The organism is Flavobacterium oncorhynchi (assembly GCF_002217355.1).
Lineage (GTDB): Bacteria > Bacteroidota > Bacteroidia > Flavobacteriales > Flavobacteriaceae > Flavobacterium > Flavobacterium oncorhynchi.
In genome coordinates this window covers 30699-48137 of the sequence record NZ_MUHA01000009.1, presented here as the reverse complement: position 1 = coordinate 48137, position 17439 = coordinate 30699, and the positions used below count along the sequence as shown (strand labels likewise).

Below are 17439 nucleotides of genomic sequence, written 5' to 3'. Positions count from 1 at the left end.
TAATAATAGAAATGATAATAATAAAGATGTTAGTTTGCGTGTTCATTTTTTATTTGTAAAGCGCAAATGTAGTATAAAAAAATATACGGGTTTAACTTATTTTTATTTTTTTTAAAAATTACTAAAGATTAAAAGGCAGTAAACGAAATAATTATAGAATTTTATTTTCATTGTAAAATAAGAATTTTTGCAATATTTACTTTAGCATAATTCGTTATTTTATTTATAATAAGAAAAGAAATTCTAAATCAATTTTGGATTACTTCCATTGAAACCCTTCTGTTTTTAATTCTATTTTCTTCAGAAGTGTTGGGTACTAATGGATCTGTTTGTCCTTTCGATTTTAAATGTATACGACTGTTTTCAATTCCTTTTCCTTGAAGATAATCTGCAACAGATTTAGCTCTTAACATTCCTATTTCTTGATTTCTTTCATTGCTTCCAATGTTGCAAGTGTAGCCTGTTACTTCTAATACAGCCGTTCTGTCTTTTTTCAGAATTACTGCTATCTCTTCAAGATGAGGAATTACATCAGGAGACAAATCAGTATTTCCAACGGTGGTGAAACCTACAGGCTCTTCAATCAAAATTATATTTTCGGGAGTAATTACTTCTGTTTTTTCTGGAGCAGTTTCAACTACGACAGCTTCTGTTTTTTGTTCCACTTTTACAGGTTCTGTTATTTGTGCCGCCGACGGTGTATTTTCAGTTGGCGCTGGTAATTGATTTTTCTTTTTAATTGAAAATCCTAATTTAACTTGAATTCCTGCCGCTAAATAGTTGCTTTTTTGCACTACTTTTTCATTCTTAATGACACCGTTTGGTTCAATCCTATTTACGTCGCTCGAACTATAAGTTACCAAATTAGAGTCTGAATTACTTTTGGCTAACTCGTTTAATCCGTAATCGAAGTAAACTCCGGTATAAAGATTTAAGTTCTCCTTTAATTTAAAACTTAAGCCAGTTTCAGCACTCAATAAAATGGAGTTAGCTAGACTTGTACGAGTACTGCCTTTCCAATTCGATATTTTCCCAAAACCATGTGATGGTAAATCGTCTATAACAAGATCTAAATCTGGATAATATCCCGACATCTGAATCTCAGAAGCACTAGCATTAGTTTTTAATTTTCCTGGAAATAAAGCTTTTGCCCCAACTCCCAAATAAAATCCTGTTTTAGTTGATATATCCGTTCGATATTGCAAAAGGATAGGCACAACAAAAGAGAAGAAATTTTGATCTTCAGCATAATTCTTTGGACTTACGCGGTATTCAAAAGCTGATCCTTGATCATCTACTTCATACGAAGTAAATGTTGTTCCTTCATTTAAATTAAAAGAATTCTGACTGTACTGTCCTTCTAGACCTGTTGTAATTCCCCAATGTTTGCTTATGTAATACGTGTAGCCTAAACCTATTCCAAATCCAGTTTTAAGTTTTGCATCACCCAAAGCGCTTTCATAAAGAATTCCAGATGGACCGCCATTAATTTTAATATTAAATTCTTGTCCTTTTACAGTACAACTAAATAAGGTTAGAAACAGTACTGTTAGTTTATATTGAATTTTCATTTTCTAAGTTTTTGATTTTTAACGTACCAATAAATTAATTGTTTTATGCTGACCGTTTGCCAATGACAAAACGACTACATAAATTCCTGTTGATGAAGGTGCAGTAACAATCACCTTTGGACTAACATTATTTACGGTAGTTACTAATTTTCCAGATAAGTCAAAAATATTAATACGTGAGTCTTTTAATTCTTCTGCTGAATAGTCAGATTCAATTGTTAATTCTCTTAAGCTTTGAACTGGATTAGGATAAAGTTTCATAGCTTTTGAAAAAGTTTGTCCATCAATTGTCAATGGACAGAATTTGATAATATTTCCATCTTTATTTTTGGCTTGTACTGAATACGTACCTTTTAAAGGTTTTTCGCTATAATACTGACTAGTTGCTCCTGGAATAAGCACTCCGTTCTTAAACCATTGAAATGCTGAATAGTTTTTATCTGAATTATCAAATAACAAGGTATCTTCCCAATATTGGCTTATATTTCCAGACTGACTAACTTCGATCAATTTTGTAATTTGTACAGCTGGATTATGGTTTTGATCTCCTTCTTGAGAAACTTTGATTGATGTTGATCCAGGACGATTAATTTTTAATACATCACCTTGAATAGCCGCAACTGATGAATTTTCTATTGCATAAGATACTGGAAGTCCACTATCTGAAGAGGCAGTAAGTTGTACTTGGTCTGTCGCATTACATCCAAAGGCCAAGTCTTGATTCCACTCAATTACTTGATTTGCTTTAGTAATTTTAAAATCAGAAGTTTTAAAATCAATTGTATAGTTCGCCCCAGCACTTAAAGTTCCAATTGTAATAGGATAAGTTCCAACATTCTCACCAGCAGTTCTAGAAAGTAAACCTGTAATAATTGAGTTGTTATCTCCATTAACAAATCCAGTTGCCTGGTAAGTTAGTTTTGGTTCTGTGCTTCCATATACTTTTGTTTGATCTGAAGCTGCTACAACTTTTAAAATATTTTTTTGAGTAGTGAAGCTAATTTCATTTCCGTAGTTTACATAGCCAAATTTACCAATAGAATAGGCTCGTACATAGTAAACGGTATTTCCTAACAAGCCTTCTATAATTTTTGTAAATGTTCCCGGATTACTTCCTAGAATAATTTTAGAATCAGAGATTTTAGGATTAGAAGCAGCAGCGAATACAAGTCCTATTTCTGAAGTACATTCTCCTAGATCTCCATCAATTCCATTTTGACTGGCGTTTAAGGTAAGAGTAGCGCTAGAAGCAGTAAACTCTGTTGGGACAGAAGTAATCAAACCTAATGGATTTGAAGGCTGTGTAATAGTAAAATTCTGATTTACACTGCAATTATTACTGTCTGTTATGGTACAAACATAATCGCCTTTTAAAAGATTTTGTGCAGTTTGAGTTGTACTGTCAGAGTTACTCCATTTATAAGAATACGGCGCAATTCCTCCTGAAATTGTAACAGTTGCTTCGCCATTATCAGCATTATAACAAGTAACATTTTTTTGAGTACTTGTAACTTTTAATGCTGCGGGTTCTCCAATTGTAAAACTTTGTTTTGCAGTACAATTGTTTGCATCAGTTACTGTTGCTGTATAAGTTCCCGGACTAAGCCCTGTTGCAGTTGCAGCAGTGCCGCCAGATGGTGACCATGAGTATGTATAGGTGCCAAAACCTCCTGATACGGCTACAGTTGCCGATCCGTTGTTAGATCCATTGCAAGAAGCGTCAATTTGAGCTCCAATAGAAGCAGTTAATACATTTGGTTCTGTTATTAAAACACTTTCAGTTGTTGAGCAATTATTAGCATCAGTAACTGTTATAGTATAATTTCCTGGACTAAGTCCTGATGCAGTTGCTGCAGTGCCGCCAGATGGTGACCATGCATAAGTATAGGTACCAGTTCCTCCAATTACGGTTGCCGTTGCAGATCCGTTAGATTCTCCATTACAACTAACATTTTCAGAATTAATTGTTATCTTAATAGGGTTAGGTTCTGTAATTGTAAATGATTGTGTGGTTTCACATAAATTACCATCTGTAATAGTTACTGTATAGGTACCAGCGGTAAGTCCTGTTGCAGTTGCATCAGTACCTCCTGTAGGTGCCCATTTATACGTATAAGAGCCAGTACCGCCTGTAACATTTACAGAGGCAGATCCTGTAGCTGCACCATGACATAATAAATTAGTTTGAGATGGTATAACTACTAAAGCAGAAGATTCTGTAAGAGTAAAGTTTTTTACAATAGAACAACCATTTGCGGCAGTTATTGTTACACTGTAATTACCTGCTGTAAGATTGCTTGCAGTCTCACTAGAACCGCCATATGGCGCCCAAACGTAAGTAAATGGACCTGGTGCTCCAGCTGGAACTACCCAAGCAGAACCTGTGTTGGCACCATTACATAAAATATTAGTTTGATTTGCTATAGCAACTAAAGTATTGGTTGTATTAATAAGAACGTTTTTAGTAATTATACATCCATTAGCATCTGTAATTACACAAGTATAATTACCAGCAGCTAATCCCGTTGCTATTGCTGATTTTTGACCAGAAGACCATTCATAAGAATAAGGAGTTGTACCGCCATTAACACTTACACTTGCTTCGCCGCTTGTTGTACAGGTTGCATCTATTTTACTTGTTGCAGCCGATAAAGCTGCGGGTTCATCAACAGTGATTGATGCCGATACAAAACAACCCCTGGCATCAGTAATTGTACACGTGTAATATCCTGTTTTAAGACCGGTTGCAGTTTCTTTATTACCTCCTCCTGAAGACCATACATAAGAATATGGTTTAGTCCCGCCTAACGGAACTACTGTTGCTGTTCCCGTTGCTCCACCATTACATAATACATCAGTTTTAGTAATTGATGTTGTTAGGGCGGCAGGTTGCTTTATCTTTACGTTTACATTATAAACACAGGTATTAGCATCTTGAACTAGAACAGTATAATCTCCGGCTGCTAATCCAGTTGCCGTTTTGTCCGATCCACCAGTTGGCAACCAAGTATAAGAATAAGGTGCAGTTGCTCCTGTAGCAGTTATTGTTGCTGACCCATTACTTCCTCCGTTACAGGAAACATCAGTTTGGGTAACAGTAGCAGAAAATGCTGCAGGACTTTTGATTTCAACAGTTTTAACTAATGTACAACCATTAGCATCTGTAATTGTACAAGTATAATCTCCGGCAGGTCTACCCGAAATAAATGATGTTGAACCACCTAGTGGTGCCCATGAATAAGAGTAATTAGGAGTTCCACCTGATACAGTAACACTTGCGGTACCATTGCTTCCGCCAAAGCAACTCACTCCAGTTGATGCCGTAGTGGCTGAAAGGCCAAATGCTGGTTGTGTAATAGTAAAACTTTGAGTCGTAGAACATAGGTTTTTGTCGGTAACTGTTACGGTATAAGTTCCAGCAGCTAATCCAGATGCTGTAGCAGCAGTTCCTCCAGAAGGTGACCAAGAATAGGTATAGGATCCAGTTCCTCCTGTAGCTGTAACAGTCGCAGATCCAGTTGTACCTCCATTACAAGCAATATTAGTTTGTGCGACAGGTTTGGCGACTAAAGCATCAGGCTCGATAATAGTAAAACTTTGGGTAGTAGAACAACTTTTGCTATCTGTAACTGTCACTGTATAGGTTCCAGCAGTAAGTCCTGTTGCTGTAGCAGCAGTTCCTCCTGAGGGTGACCATGCGTAAGTATAAGTTCCTGTTCCTCCAACAGCGGTAACTGTTGCAGATCCGGTTGCACTGCCATTACATAAAATATCAGTTTGCGAAAATGGTGTGGCTGTTAAAATAGCAGTTGGACCTCCTACTAAGATATCATTTATAGTTTTGGAGCAAGAGTTAGCATCGGTAATGGTAACTCTGTAAGTTCCTGCAGTAAGACCGGTAGCTATTGCATCATTTCCTCCAGTAGGTGACCAAGAATAGCTATATCCTCCAACTCCTCCAATTGCAGTTACAGAAGCACTTCCATTAGATCCTCCAAAACATGAAACTGATGTTGTAGATGTTGTTCCATCTATAGCATTTGGCTGTGTTATGTTGATATTATTTATTGTTTTCGAACAATCATTATCATCAGTAACTGTTACGCTGTACGTACCAGCTGTAAGACCTGCAATAGCAGCTGTTTTTGCACCAGTATTCCATAAATAAGTATATCCTCCAGCTCCTCCAGTTGCAGTTACAGCAGCAACACCATTAGATCCTCCGTGACAGGCAACATTTGTTTGAGCAGATGTTAGATTTAATACAGGAGGCTGCTTTACCATAATATTATTTATGGTTCTTACGCATGAATTTGCATCAGTGATCGTTACGCTGTAAGTACCTGCTACAAGACCTGTAATAATGGGTGTAGTAGCTCCGTTATTCCATTTGACAGTATAGGGGCTGGTTCCTCCTATTGGAGTTATAGAAGCTACACCAGTTGATCCTCCATTACATGCGATGTTTGTTACAGCAGGCGTACCATTAAGTGCAGCTGGTGGCTGGCTAACAACAATATCACCAATAGTAGACGAACAACCATTTTGATCAGTGATAGTAACACTATAAGTTCCTGCTATAAGCCCAGTAGCTGTAGCAGTTTTAGCTCCGTTAGACCAAGAAAAAGTTTTTGTTCCTGTTCCTCCTGAGGGAGAAACTGTAGCAGTACCATTAGATCCTCCGAAACAAGAAACTGCTGTAGTACTTACATTTCCGCCAAGAGCATCCGTAGGCGTACCTACAGAGATTCCGGTTACAGTTTTAGAACATAAATTCGCATCTGTAATAGTTACAGAATAGGTACCAGTAGTAAGTCCTGTAGCTGTAGCGGCTGTAGATCCGTTAGACCATAGATAGGTTTTCGTTCCTGTTCCTCCAACTGGAGTTACAGTAGCAGTACCATTATTCCCTCCAAAGCAAGAAACCGGAGTTGTATTAATTGTTCCAGTAAGACCCACTGTAGGACCTCCTATTGTAATATTAATATCTTTTGTACAGGAATTATTATCAGTTACAGTTACAATATAAGTTCCAACGCCTAATCCGGAAGCTGTTGCTTTTGTTCCGCCAGACGGTGACCAAGAGTAGGAATAAGGTCCTGTTCCGCCTGTTACATTTACGGTAGCTGATCCGGTTGTATCTCCGTAACATTTTACAGGTGTAGTAGTTCCTTGTGTTAAAGTTAAAGCTAATGGCTCCGTAATAATAAAAGTAGTACTACCTGTATAGCCACAAGAGTTCATTACAGTACATGTCCATGAACCTGCACTTAATCCAGTGACACTAGCAGTACCATTGCCTGTAGGATTCTCTGTAGGATTTTCAAATGATGTCCAATTATAAGTAAAACCACTTCCACCAGAAGCTGTCACTGATGCTGCACCTATAGATATTCCATCACAACGTAGGTTAGTCTGGGAAGCAGGTAATACTGTAACAGTAGGGCATAGTACTTTTTCCCACTTCATAGCATCTAATGCGACATACTCAAAAGTTCCAGTTGTTGTTATGGTATATTCGTTTATGATTTTATTAGAATTGTCACTCGCGCCATAAGTACTTAAATCAATTAAGGTAAAACCATTATTGGTTACATTTGAATTAAAATCTGCAGCTGCTTTTGCGGTAAAAACTACCGAACCGTTTAGTTTTCCTGTAATGGTACAGTTGCCTGATCCGGGTATTAAATTAGATTGTGATAAAAACAAATAAATTGATTTTAGAGTAAAAGCGCCTGTAGTTTTTATCGTAAACTGAACAGGAACCCCTATATCAGCTGTACCTGAATTGTCAATATATTTATTATCAATAGTTGAGCCGCTCCATCCATATCCTGACTCATCAGTTATTTTAAAGGTACCGCCAGCTTGCGAACTAATATTGAAGTTTTGACCATTATCAGTAAAACTTGTGCTATTAGCGCTTTCTGTTTCAAATGTTTCTGTTGATTGTTGTGCAAAAACAGATCCTGTAAAAAGGAATGCAATAAAAAGTATGATGTATAGTTTTTTCATTTTTTTGTAGGTTTAATTACCAGTAGGATAAACACCTTCTGTAGCAATAATGTAGGTTATCACCAAATAAGGCTGCATTAAACTTATAGGACTTTGGGAACTAGATCCTGCAGGAGTTGAAACAGTGGGGAGCAAAGGGGTATTTGGTGTCGCAGTGCTATAACCTAATGCATCACGTGTGATCGAATTGACTGTCATAGCAGGGGCTGCTAGTGAGGAATTATTTGTTGGTGTAGTTGCAGTTGCTTTAGCAGAACTGACCTTTAGAGAAGCGGTATGGGTATGAGTTGGTAAATTGGCTTGCGTTAAAGTAATTTCTTCCTGCCCTAACATTGTGCCAAGTGCAATCTGGGGTGAGGTCGAGGTTCCTATTACAGCACGTCCTCTGTAATCGGGTAATGCAAAAGTTGCTTGACCGTCACCTCCATAAGTTGTTCCTATAAGACTAAACAAGGCTTCATTCTGGCTGATAGAAAGTAATTGTCCTTCACATTTTTCCCAACCTATCGGAGCAAAGTTACCAGCAAAAATTCTAATTTCTCCCAAATACTTCTCCTGTGCAAAAAGTAGTTTTGTACACAAAAATAACACTAGAATTAAGATGTTTTTTTTCTTCATTTTTTTGTTAATTACGAGATGGAAAAATCCCTGATATAGCAATGCAGTAGTTTCCTGCTAGAACGGGTTGTCGAGTTGAAATTGGTGCTGAACTGCCAATAGACTGCATCAATATAGTCTGGCTGTTTAGCGTTGTATTTGGTACTTCTTGATTGTAAATCATTGCATTACGAGAATTTTCGTTGAAGATTTGTACAGGAGCTCCAATAGATGTTGCTGCTGATGGTGTACTGGTTGTACCAACACTTGTACTTACTTTAACAACGATTTGATGTGAATGAATTGGTAAATTTGATAGGTTTAAGGATACAGCAGGTACACCATCACTTTGTCCTAAAGATACAGGATACAACCCTTGACCTTGTCCTTGACCAACCAAAATTTTACCATTTAGGTTGGGTAAAGCAAAAGTAGTGGTTCCGTTGCCTCCATAATATGTGCCTATAAGAGAAAACAAAGCTGTGTTTTGACTTATTCCTAGTGTTTGCCCTTCACATTTTAACCAGCCTCTTGGTACAACCCCAAATGGAAAAAGTCTAATTTCACCAAGATATCGATCCTGTGCGTATAATGATTGCGCTAAAAGCAGTTGAATAGCTATAATAAGGTATGTTTTTTTCATTTTTTCAGGTATTATTTTCTAGGTGGATATTCCCCAAAAAGTGCAATGATGTAATTGGACACTAATCGTGGAGGTGTTAATTGCACCCGACTTGAATTTCCAGCTGTATTAGTAGTAATAGTTTGAAGAGTTACATCCGGGACAGCTGTTGTGTAAGTTAAAAAAGGAATAAAGGATCTCCCTGAATACATTCCAGATGTAGCGATACTCGAATTGTTGCTTGGGAGTACAGCTGTTGTGTTCTGACTATTAACCAATACCGCCACATTATGTGCATGGATTGGCATATTAGAATTTGTTAAAGTAACGGATTCTTCTCCGCCCTTTTCGCCTAAAGCATAATTGGACAAACCAGGTGCTTGCCCGGAACCTATAGGAACTCTTCCTCGCAAATCTGGCAAAGCAAAAGTAGTTGTTCCGTTGCCCCCATAAGCTGTTCCTATTATACTATATAAAGTACTATTACTGCTAATAGATAGTGAGCTGCCATCGCATAGAGCCCATCCGTAAGGTGCGAAACTTCCTGCGAAAACTCTAATTTCTCCAACGTATTGGTCTTGTGCAAAAAGGAACTTTGTAAATAATAATAAAAAGAGTAGAAAGTAGTTTTTTCTCATATTGTAACGGTGTAAGAGGTTTTCATTTTTTTGTTAAAATTAGTTAATGTGATGATTTAAGATCTAGTTTGGAATTTAAAATTTGCGTTAATTTTAATAAGAAGCTAAATTATTATAAATAAATTCTTGAGAATCAGGTAATTTTACGTGTTTTTACCATGACAGGAGTATTTTCTGTAATTGAAAATTCAAGTATGGTGAAGAGAAGTAAAAATACTTTGTAAACCAATTTATTTGTGCTATAGTAATCAGGAATCGTTATGGTTTTTAGACCTCTCATAAAACACAAAATTAGTCTTAAATAGTTTTTATTAAAAGAATAAAGGGGGGACAAATAGGGGACATTTTTATCTGTAAATGACTTTATATTAATGTTTTAATATGAAGTGTAATTAAGTCATAAACAGATGAGCAAAAATGAAGTACTATTTTTCTACTGTGTTCTATAAAGAGAGTCGACTTTTAAAATCTTATTACTTTCTCAAATGTTTTGTGTAAGTATTGTAATAGCTTTGAAGCCTTAGATTTGGAATGCCATTTTTAGCTCTAAAAATAGATAGAAAGGATTTATTATTACCTCACTAGTCGCGGCTATCATTTTCAACTCTAAATTAATTGTAAGATAAATAGAGCGGTTTCATTCTAATCAATGTTAATCAATGCCTTCTCTTGATATGATTACGGTATTTAATTAGGAAAAATTAAATTAAATTTATTTAATTTGCCTAATTATAATCAATTATTGAAGAATAAGCATTGGTTACGGAAGAAAATAATACCAGCGAACTTTTTATTAGGAAAATATTTGATCAGTACTATAGATCACTTGTTCAGTTTGCAAATCGCTTTCTGAGCATTGATGAATGCGAAGATCTGGTTCAGGATATTTTTATAGGTATATGGGAAAAAGAAAATGCATTTCAAGATGAGCTGCATTTAAAAGTTTTTCTATACAAGGCCGTTCGCAATAAATGTTATAATGTTATTAAGCATAATCTGGTAAAAAATAAATATGCTGAAAATACTATTAAGTCTTTAGAAGATGATGATTTGTTCTTAAAACAAATTCTTGAAGAAGATATAGTATGTCAATTGTATAAGGCAATTGAGATTTTACCTGATCGAAAAAAAGAAATTATAAAACTAAGTCTTAAGGGACTTAAAAATGCTGATATAGCAGAAGAATTAGGAATACAACTTCAAACGGTTAAAACATTAAAAAGCCAATCGTATAAAATATTGAGAGATCAGTTTAAAGATTTAGAATCAATAATTTATTTTTTACTGGTTTAATGTTTTTAAAAACTACTTATTTCAAAAGTTTTTTTAGGTCTTAATTAGTTTACTTAAAGGGATTTAATCTCTTAATTAAAGGGTGCAAATGAATCAGAATATTAAATGAAAATTATTTTTTTTAAATTTTTTGAAAAAAAAGTAATTTTTCAATACTACCTTTTGGGATATCAGTTGTTCTATAATAAATCAACAATAGGATGATAGATATTTTTCAAATTTCCAAATTACTAATCAAACGAAAGTTAAAAGTCTTAACCAATTCTGAGAAAATAGAATTGAAAGATTTTGCTAAAAAAAACTCGTTTGTAAAGGAAATTAAAATTAAAAATTTAGTAGATAAAATTGATTCTTACTCAGAAATTGATACGGAAAAAGCATGGGAAAAACTAGAAGCTAAGTATCAAGAGAAGAATAAAAAACCTGTTTTTAGATTAAGTAAAAAACCTTTGTTTAAATACGCCGCCGCAGCTATGGTGACAAGTTTGCTGGCTGTAACTTTTTTATACAAGGATAAAATATTTAGTACATCAACTGAAATTCCTGCTGTTGTTGTAAAAAATGATATTGAAAATATTAAACCTGGAACTGATAAAGCAACTTTAACTTTAGGTGATGGTTCGAAGATAGCATTAGAAAAAGGAACTCCAATTAAAACTCAAAATGCACACATTAACGGCGGCGAGATTATTTACAAAGACAGTAAACAAAATCCATCAAAATTGGTTTATAATTATTTAACAATCCCTAGAGGCGGTCAATTCATTATAAAACTATCAGATGGCACAAAAGTGTGGTTGAATTCTGCCTCTCAGTTAAAATTTCCTGTAGCATTTATCGAAGGAGCATCAAGAGATGTAGAATTGGTGTATGGTGAAGCCTATTTTGAGGTGTCAAAAAGTACGGAACATAAAGGAGCTCATTTTCAGGTTTATAATAAGAATCAGAAAGTTGAGGTTGTGGGTACTGAATTTAATATAAAAGCTTATAACGACGAATCAAATGTATACACAACTCTTGTAAACGGAAAAGTGAATGTTGAAACAGGAAACAAGAAATTAAGATTATCTCCAAATCAACAACTAAATCTAGATCTTAAAAATAATACTTCTATTATTAAAACGGTGAATGCCTATAACGAAATATCTTGGAAAGACGGCGTCTTTAGTTTTAAAGGAAAACCACTAAAAGAAATCATGAAAGTAATATCAAGATGGTATGATGTTGATGTGATTTTTGTAAATAAAAAGCTTGAAAATGTACAGTTTAAAGGTAGTCTTGACAAAAAGCAATCGCTTGAAGAGATTCTTTCAATTATGAAATCAACTACAATTGACAGTTATGAAATTAAAGATAAAACTTTAATGATAAAATAAACGCTTGAAATAGTAGTACTGATTCTCTAAAAGAAGTTTGTTTTAAATAAAGAAGAAAATAAAATTACTAACTAATTATAACCAAAATAAAAATATCGCCTATGAAGTAAAAAAAGAAGGATAGAGTTTAACCGACCAAAGTACTAACTCTATCCCCTTATCAAATTATCAATTAATTAAATTTTTTAACTAAAAAATAATGACAAATTTATGAAAATTAATTTTAAGCATCCCCATTTTTACTTTAGAAAGGGGCTATTAATGAATATTATGCGAACATTCATCTTCTTATTTTGCACAACACTTTTTGCCCTGACTCCTGAAAATGTTTTGTCACAACAATCAAAAATTGAGGTGAAAGAAAATAAAAAAATGTCTATCGATGAAGTTTTCGACTTGATTATGGATCAAACCGATTATAAGTTCTTTTATGAAGAAGGGATTTTTAAAGGACTTCCTATGGTAACTTTAAAAAAAGGCACTATAAAGACTAATGATCTTTTAAAACAAAGTCTTGCAAATGCTGACATAGATATTGTAATAGGTAAAAATAATACAGTAATTATTAAAGAAAAGCCTAAGAATGTTACTTCAGTTTTACAAAAAATTAAAATAACAGGAACAGTTTCAGATATTGCCGGAATACCTATACCTGGGGCTAATGTGACTGAAAAAGGAACTAAGAACAGTACGCAAACTGACTTTAATGGTAAATTTGTTATAGAAGTAGCCAATAATAATGCCATATTAGAATTTAGCTATATCGGAATGGTATCTCAAGAAAAACCAGCCAGTTCAGTAATTGTAAATGTGCAATTAAAGGAAAATACCACTCAGCTTGATAATATTGTGGTAACGGCATTAGGTATAAAGAGAGAGAAAAAAGCTTTAGGTTATGCTTCGCAAGAAGTTAAAGGAACCGATTTAACAGCAGGTATTGCAAGTGGAAACTTTCTTAATGATCTTTCTGGAAAGGCTGCGGGGGTTTATATTAGAAAAAATACAAATTTTGGAGGTTCTACAAATGTAATCTCTAGAGGAGTAAAAAGTCTTACAGGAAATAATCAAATGCTTATTGTAATTGATGGTATTCCTATCAATAATTCAACGGTAAATTCAAGTACAGCTTCACAGGGAGCGAGAAACACTTATGACTATGGAAATGCCGCTATGGATATTAATCCTGATGATATTGAGTCGATAAACGTTTTAAAAGGCGCAGCAGCTGCCGCTTTATATGGATGGCAGGCCGGTAATGGTGTTATTATGATCAGCACTAAAAAAGGTAAAGCTACAAAAGGAATGGGAATAACTATTTCAAGTGAATTTAGTGTAGGTTCTATCGATAAAAAAACTTTTCCTGTTTACCAGAACAAATACGGACAAGGTTATGGGCCTAGTTATGATGCAGCAGGTAATCCAAAAGGAATACCGGTAGGACCAACAGGAGCCTTTTTTACGATAGATAAAAACGGTAATCAAGTTGTAACCACAACCGATGATGCTTCTTATGGTGTGGCTTTCGATCCAAATCTTTCTGTTTATACATGGGAATCATACAGCCCATATTCTTCAAAATACGGGCAGAAATCACCATGGCAAGCTGCTAAAAATGGTCCTATTACCTTTTTTCAAACCGCTACAACATTCAATAATTCTATATCGTTGGAAGATGCTAATGACAAAACCAACTTTATTTTAAATTACAATAATTTTAAAGAGACTGGTATTTTGCCAAATAGTGAATTAAAGAAAAACAATGCAAGTATCAAGTTAAATCACAAGTTTACAGATAAATTATCTACGAGTGTTTTTGCAAATTACATGACACAAAGTACGATTGGTAGAAATAGTTCCGGATACACAGGAGATAACATTACGGGTTGGTTTCGTCAATGGTGGGGTACCAATGCTGACCTTAAATCACAAAAAGAGGTTTTTGAAAATTCAGGAGGACAAAATATATCTTGGCTTATGGGAGATCCTGCTAATGGAAACACAGCTCCAAAAACTATGGATAACCCATATTTTACGCGATATAAAAACTACCAATCTGATGAGAGAAATCGTTTTATTGGTTACGGCCAATTGGATTACAAATTTACAGATTGGTTATCAGCTTCTGGAAAAGCAAGTATTGATAGTTACTCAGAGTTACGTGAAGAAAGAAAAGCTACAGGATCTATCAATGGATCATTTGGTTTAAGCAGAGCAAATGTTCCTTCAGGATATCAAAAATATGTTGGTTCGTTTTCTGAGCAAAACTATCAGTTTATCTTAACTTTTAATAAAAAAATTGGAGAGGACTTTTCTGTAAATGCTTTGGCAGGGGTAAATACTTTAAGAACAAAAACGAATTCAACTCTTGCTTCAACTGATGGAGGGCTTATAATTCCAGATATTTTTGCATTGTCAAATTCAGTAAATCCTTCGCCGTTTCCGTTAGAAACAGAAAATAATTCGGCGGTAAACAGTTCTTATGCTTCTGTTTCTTTAGGATTCAAAGATTTCTTGTATTTAGAAGGAACTGTTCGAAATGATGCCTTTTCTACTTTACCAAAAGGTAATAATTCATTAAATACATTCTCTACTTCTGCGAGTTATGTTTTTACAAATCATATCAACGCAGATTGGTTGTCTTTTGGAAAATTAAGAGCAAGTTATGCAGAGAATCCACAAGGGAACATTGATTTGTACTCTTTAAGAGATGTTTATGATAAATTTAATCCATTTGGATCAAATCAAATTTATTCAATACCGAATAGAAGTAATAATCCTGATTTGCGCCCTGTAAAAACTACATCTCAAGAACTTGGTTTAGAAATGCAATTTTTCCGCAAAAGAGTTGGATTTGATGTGAGTGTGTATAAAAGTTTAAGTAATGACCAAATATTCCCTGTAGATTATTCTACTGCAACTGGTAACTCTTCAAGATATGTAAATGCAGGGTCAGTTGAAAACAAAGGTATCGAGGTACAGTTTAATGTGACTCCTATACAAACAAAAGATTTTAGTTGGGATGTATTTTTAAACTGGTCTAAAAATGAGAATACACTAGTATCATTAGCATCAGGAATTGAAACGCTTTCAATAGGAGGATTTCAAGGAATTGGTATAGTTGCAAAAGTGGGTCATCCTTATGGAGATATAGTTGGTAAAGATTATGTTTATGCTGCGGATGGGCAAAAAGTTACAGAGAATGGTCTTTATGTAATGACAACTACAACAAACAATGTTATTGGAAATATTACTCCTGATTGGATTGGTGGACTTCGTAATAAGTTTACATACAAACAAGTTTCGTTTGGTTTCTTAATCGATGTGCAGCACGGAGGTGATCTTTACTCTCTAGATCAAGCATACGGTCAGCATACAGGTTTATACGAATCGACGGCAGGATATAACGAATTAGGAAATCCTATTAGAAATACACTTGCAAATGGAGGCGGACTTATTCTTCCTGGAGTAAATAAAGATGGTACGCCAAATACAACGAGAACACCACGTCCAGAAGTTGCAGGAAGTATTTACGGCTACAAAGCCAATCCTGAAAGCGCCTATATATACGATGCAAGTTATGTTAAATTAAGAGAGGTAAGTCTTAGTTATACATTCCCATCACAGTTTGTATCTAAAATGAAATTGACTGATTTAAGAGTTTCTTTAATTGGCTCTAATTTATGGATAATCAGCAAAAATCTTCCTGATGCAGATCCAGAGAGTGGAGTTAGTGCAGGTAACTTATCTTCAGGTTATTCTGGAGGTTCACTTCCTTCAACTAGAAACATTGGTTTTAACCTTACTTTAAAATTTTAATGATGAAAAAAATACTTTTATTACTATCTATTGTAAGCATATCTTTTTCGTGCAGCTCAGATATTACAGATATGAATACTGATCCTAAAAAGCCAAGCAGTACACAACCAGAATATTTATTCACGGGAGCACAGAAAGCATTAGTTGATCAGATAGTTACAACTAGTCAGGTTTTTAGATTGTTTTCACAGCAATGGGCATCAACTACAATTCCTTCAACAAGTCAATATGTTATTCCAGATATTCCAGATGCGCGTTTTACAGTGTTTTATAGAGATGTGCTAAGAGACTTTTCTGCTGCAAAAACAATGATTGAAAATACGCCAACTTCAACTGCTGCGGCTGATATTGCTGTAAAGCAGAATAAATTAGCACTTATTGATGTTTTAGAAGTTTACAGCTACAGTATGCTGGTAGATACTTTTGGAAATGTACCTTATTCTCAAGCTCTTGATATTAAGAATTTTCCTTTGCCTGCTTATGATGACGCTAAAACTATTTATATGGATCTTATAGCAAGATTAATAAAAGACTCTGCTATACTGAAAGCAAATTCAGCTAATGCTAACTTTGGGAGTGCAGATATTGTTTACGGCGGAAATGCGGCAAGTACTGCTAAATGGGCAAAATTTGCTAATTCATTAATTATCAAATTAGCCGTAAATATTTCAGATGTTGATCCTGCTTTTGCTGCGACTACAGTTCAGGCAGCACTTGCAGCAGGTCCATTGGCAAGTAATGCAGATAATACTAAGTTAAATTATTTAACTACTACCGGAAATCAAAATCCATTATACAATACATTAGTAACCAGCAATAGAAACGATTTTATTCCAGCTGAACCTTTTGTTGCCGCAATGGATGCTATAGTTCCCGGAGGTGATCCAAGAATGACAAAGTATTTTGTAAATGCAACATCGCCAGCACCTGCGCTTCCTGCAGGACGAACTTTTATAGGTGGTACTTATGGTGAAGCCAATGTTTTTTCAACCTATTCACATATAACAGCAACATTAAATAACCCTGTGTTTCCAGGAACTTTATTTGATTATTCTGAATTACAATTTTTATTGGCGGAAGCAGCTGAGAAAAATTTAATTCCAGGAGGTTCTGCGAAAGCTAAAACATATTATGATGCTGCTATAACCGCTTCAATGTTAGATTGGGGAGTAGCTGCGAGCGCTATCACAACTTACCTTGCAAGTCCTAAAGTAGCTTATACAAATAGTCAAAGTGGAGCAACTTATAAAGAAAAAATTGGTAATCAAGCTTGGTTTGCACTTTATAACAGAGGATTTGAAGCATGGACATCTTATAGAAGATTAGATTTTCCAATTTTAAAATCACCTAAAGCAGCTGTAAACAGAGGTATTTTGACTGTTCCTGTACGTTATCTTTATCCTAGTGCAGAGCAGACAAAAAATGAAACCAATTATAATAAAGCGGCTGGTGATATTGGTGGTGACTTAATGAACACGAGAATATTTTGGGATAAATTCTAGTCCTGATTA

Annotated in this window: 9 protein-coding genes; 4 read left to right on the top strand and 5 right to left on the bottom strand. The window is 34.8% G+C overall.

Annotation, left to right across the window (positions count from 1 at the left end; translation table 11 throughout):
• Window positions 1-248 precede the first annotated feature (248 nt).
• The 5 genes from B0A75_RS08335 to B0A75_RS08315 are packed head-to-tail and all read right to left on the bottom strand — an operon-like array spanning window position 249 to window position 9443.
• The gene (locus B0A75_RS08335; protein ID WP_089053836.1) at window positions 249-1571 is read right to left on the bottom strand and encodes an OmpA family protein; all 1323 of its coding nucleotides are present in this window, start codon (window positions 1569-1571) and stop codon (window positions 249-251) included.
• 18 nt (window positions 1572-1589) lie between these two features.
• Entirely contained in the window at window positions 1590-7586 is a 5997-nt protein-coding gene (locus B0A75_RS08330) for an MBG domain-containing protein (protein ID WP_089053835.1), read from the bottom strand.
• Window positions 7587-7598: 12 nt separating this feature from the next.
• The gene (locus B0A75_RS08325) at window positions 7599-8168 is read right to left on the bottom strand and encodes a phage tail protein (protein WP_244284364.1); all 570 of its coding nucleotides are present in this window, start codon (window positions 8166-8168) and stop codon (window positions 7599-7601) included.
• A gap of 43 nt (window positions 8169-8211) precedes the next feature.
• Window positions 8212-8826, bottom strand: a complete 615-nt coding sequence (locus B0A75_RS08320; protein WP_089053833.1) for a phage tail protein — start codon at window positions 8824-8826, stop codon at window positions 8212-8214.
• Between the two features lie 11 nt (window positions 8827-8837).
• On the bottom strand, window positions 8838-9443 hold the full coding sequence (locus B0A75_RS08315; protein ID WP_089053832.1) for a phage tail protein: 606 nt from the start codon (window positions 9441-9443) through the stop codon (window positions 8838-8840).
• A 756-nt stretch (window positions 9444-10199) separates the two neighbouring features.
• Between B0A75_RS08315 and B0A75_RS08310 the strand changes: the two genes are divergently transcribed.
• From B0A75_RS08310 to B0A75_RS08295, 4 genes are all read left to right on the top strand, one after another.
• Window positions 10200-10736 (top strand): sigma-70 family RNA polymerase sigma factor, encoded by a 537-nt coding sequence (locus tag B0A75_RS08310; RefSeq protein WP_089053831.1) that lies wholly within the window; start codon window positions 10200-10202, stop codon window positions 10734-10736.
• Window positions 10737-10936: 200 nt separating this feature from the next.
• On the top strand, window positions 10937-12112 hold the full coding sequence (locus tag B0A75_RS08305) for a FecR family protein (RefSeq protein WP_089053830.1): 1176 nt from the start codon (window positions 10937-10939) through the stop codon (window positions 12110-12112).
• A 270-nt stretch (window positions 12113-12382) separates the two neighbouring features.
• Window positions 12383-15928, top strand: coding sequence for a SusC/RagA family TonB-linked outer membrane protein (locus B0A75_RS08300; protein ID WP_165765104.1), 3546 nt, complete (start codon window positions 12383-12385; stop codon window positions 15926-15928).
• A gap of 2 nt (window positions 15929-15930) precedes the next feature.
• On the top strand, window positions 15931-17430 hold the full coding sequence (locus B0A75_RS08295; RefSeq protein ID WP_244284363.1) for a SusD/RagB family nutrient-binding outer membrane lipoprotein: 1500 nt from the start codon (window positions 15931-15933) through the stop codon (window positions 17428-17430).
• Window positions 17431-17439: the final 9 nt, after the last annotated feature.

Bases quoted from the DNA above. Each gene is read 5' to 3' on its own strand.
- B0A75_RS08305 (WP_089053830.1), top strand. From the start codon at position 10,937: ATGATAGATATTTTTCAAATTTCCAAATTACTAATCAAACGAAAGTTA.
- B0A75_RS08295 (WP_244284363.1), top strand. From the start codon at position 15,931: ATGAAAAAAATACTTTTATTACTATCTATTGTAAGCATATCTTTTTCG.
- B0A75_RS08300 (WP_165765104.1), top strand. From the start codon at position 12,383: ATGCGAACATTCATCTTCTTATTTTGCACAACACTTTTTGCCCTGACT.
- B0A75_RS08320 (WP_089053833.1), bottom strand. From the start codon at position 8,826: ATGAAAAAAACATACCTTATTATAGCTATTCAACTGCTTTTAGCGCAA.
- B0A75_RS08330 (WP_089053835.1), bottom strand. From the start codon at position 7,586: ATGAAAAAACTATACATCATACTTTTTATTGCATTCCTTTTTACAGGA.
- B0A75_RS08315 (WP_089053832.1), bottom strand. From the start codon at position 9,443: ATGAGAAAAAACTACTTTCTACTCTTTTTATTATTATTTACAAAGTTC.
- B0A75_RS08335 (WP_089053836.1), bottom strand. From the start codon at position 1,571: ATGAAAATTCAATATAAACTAACAGTACTGTTTCTAACCTTATTTAGT.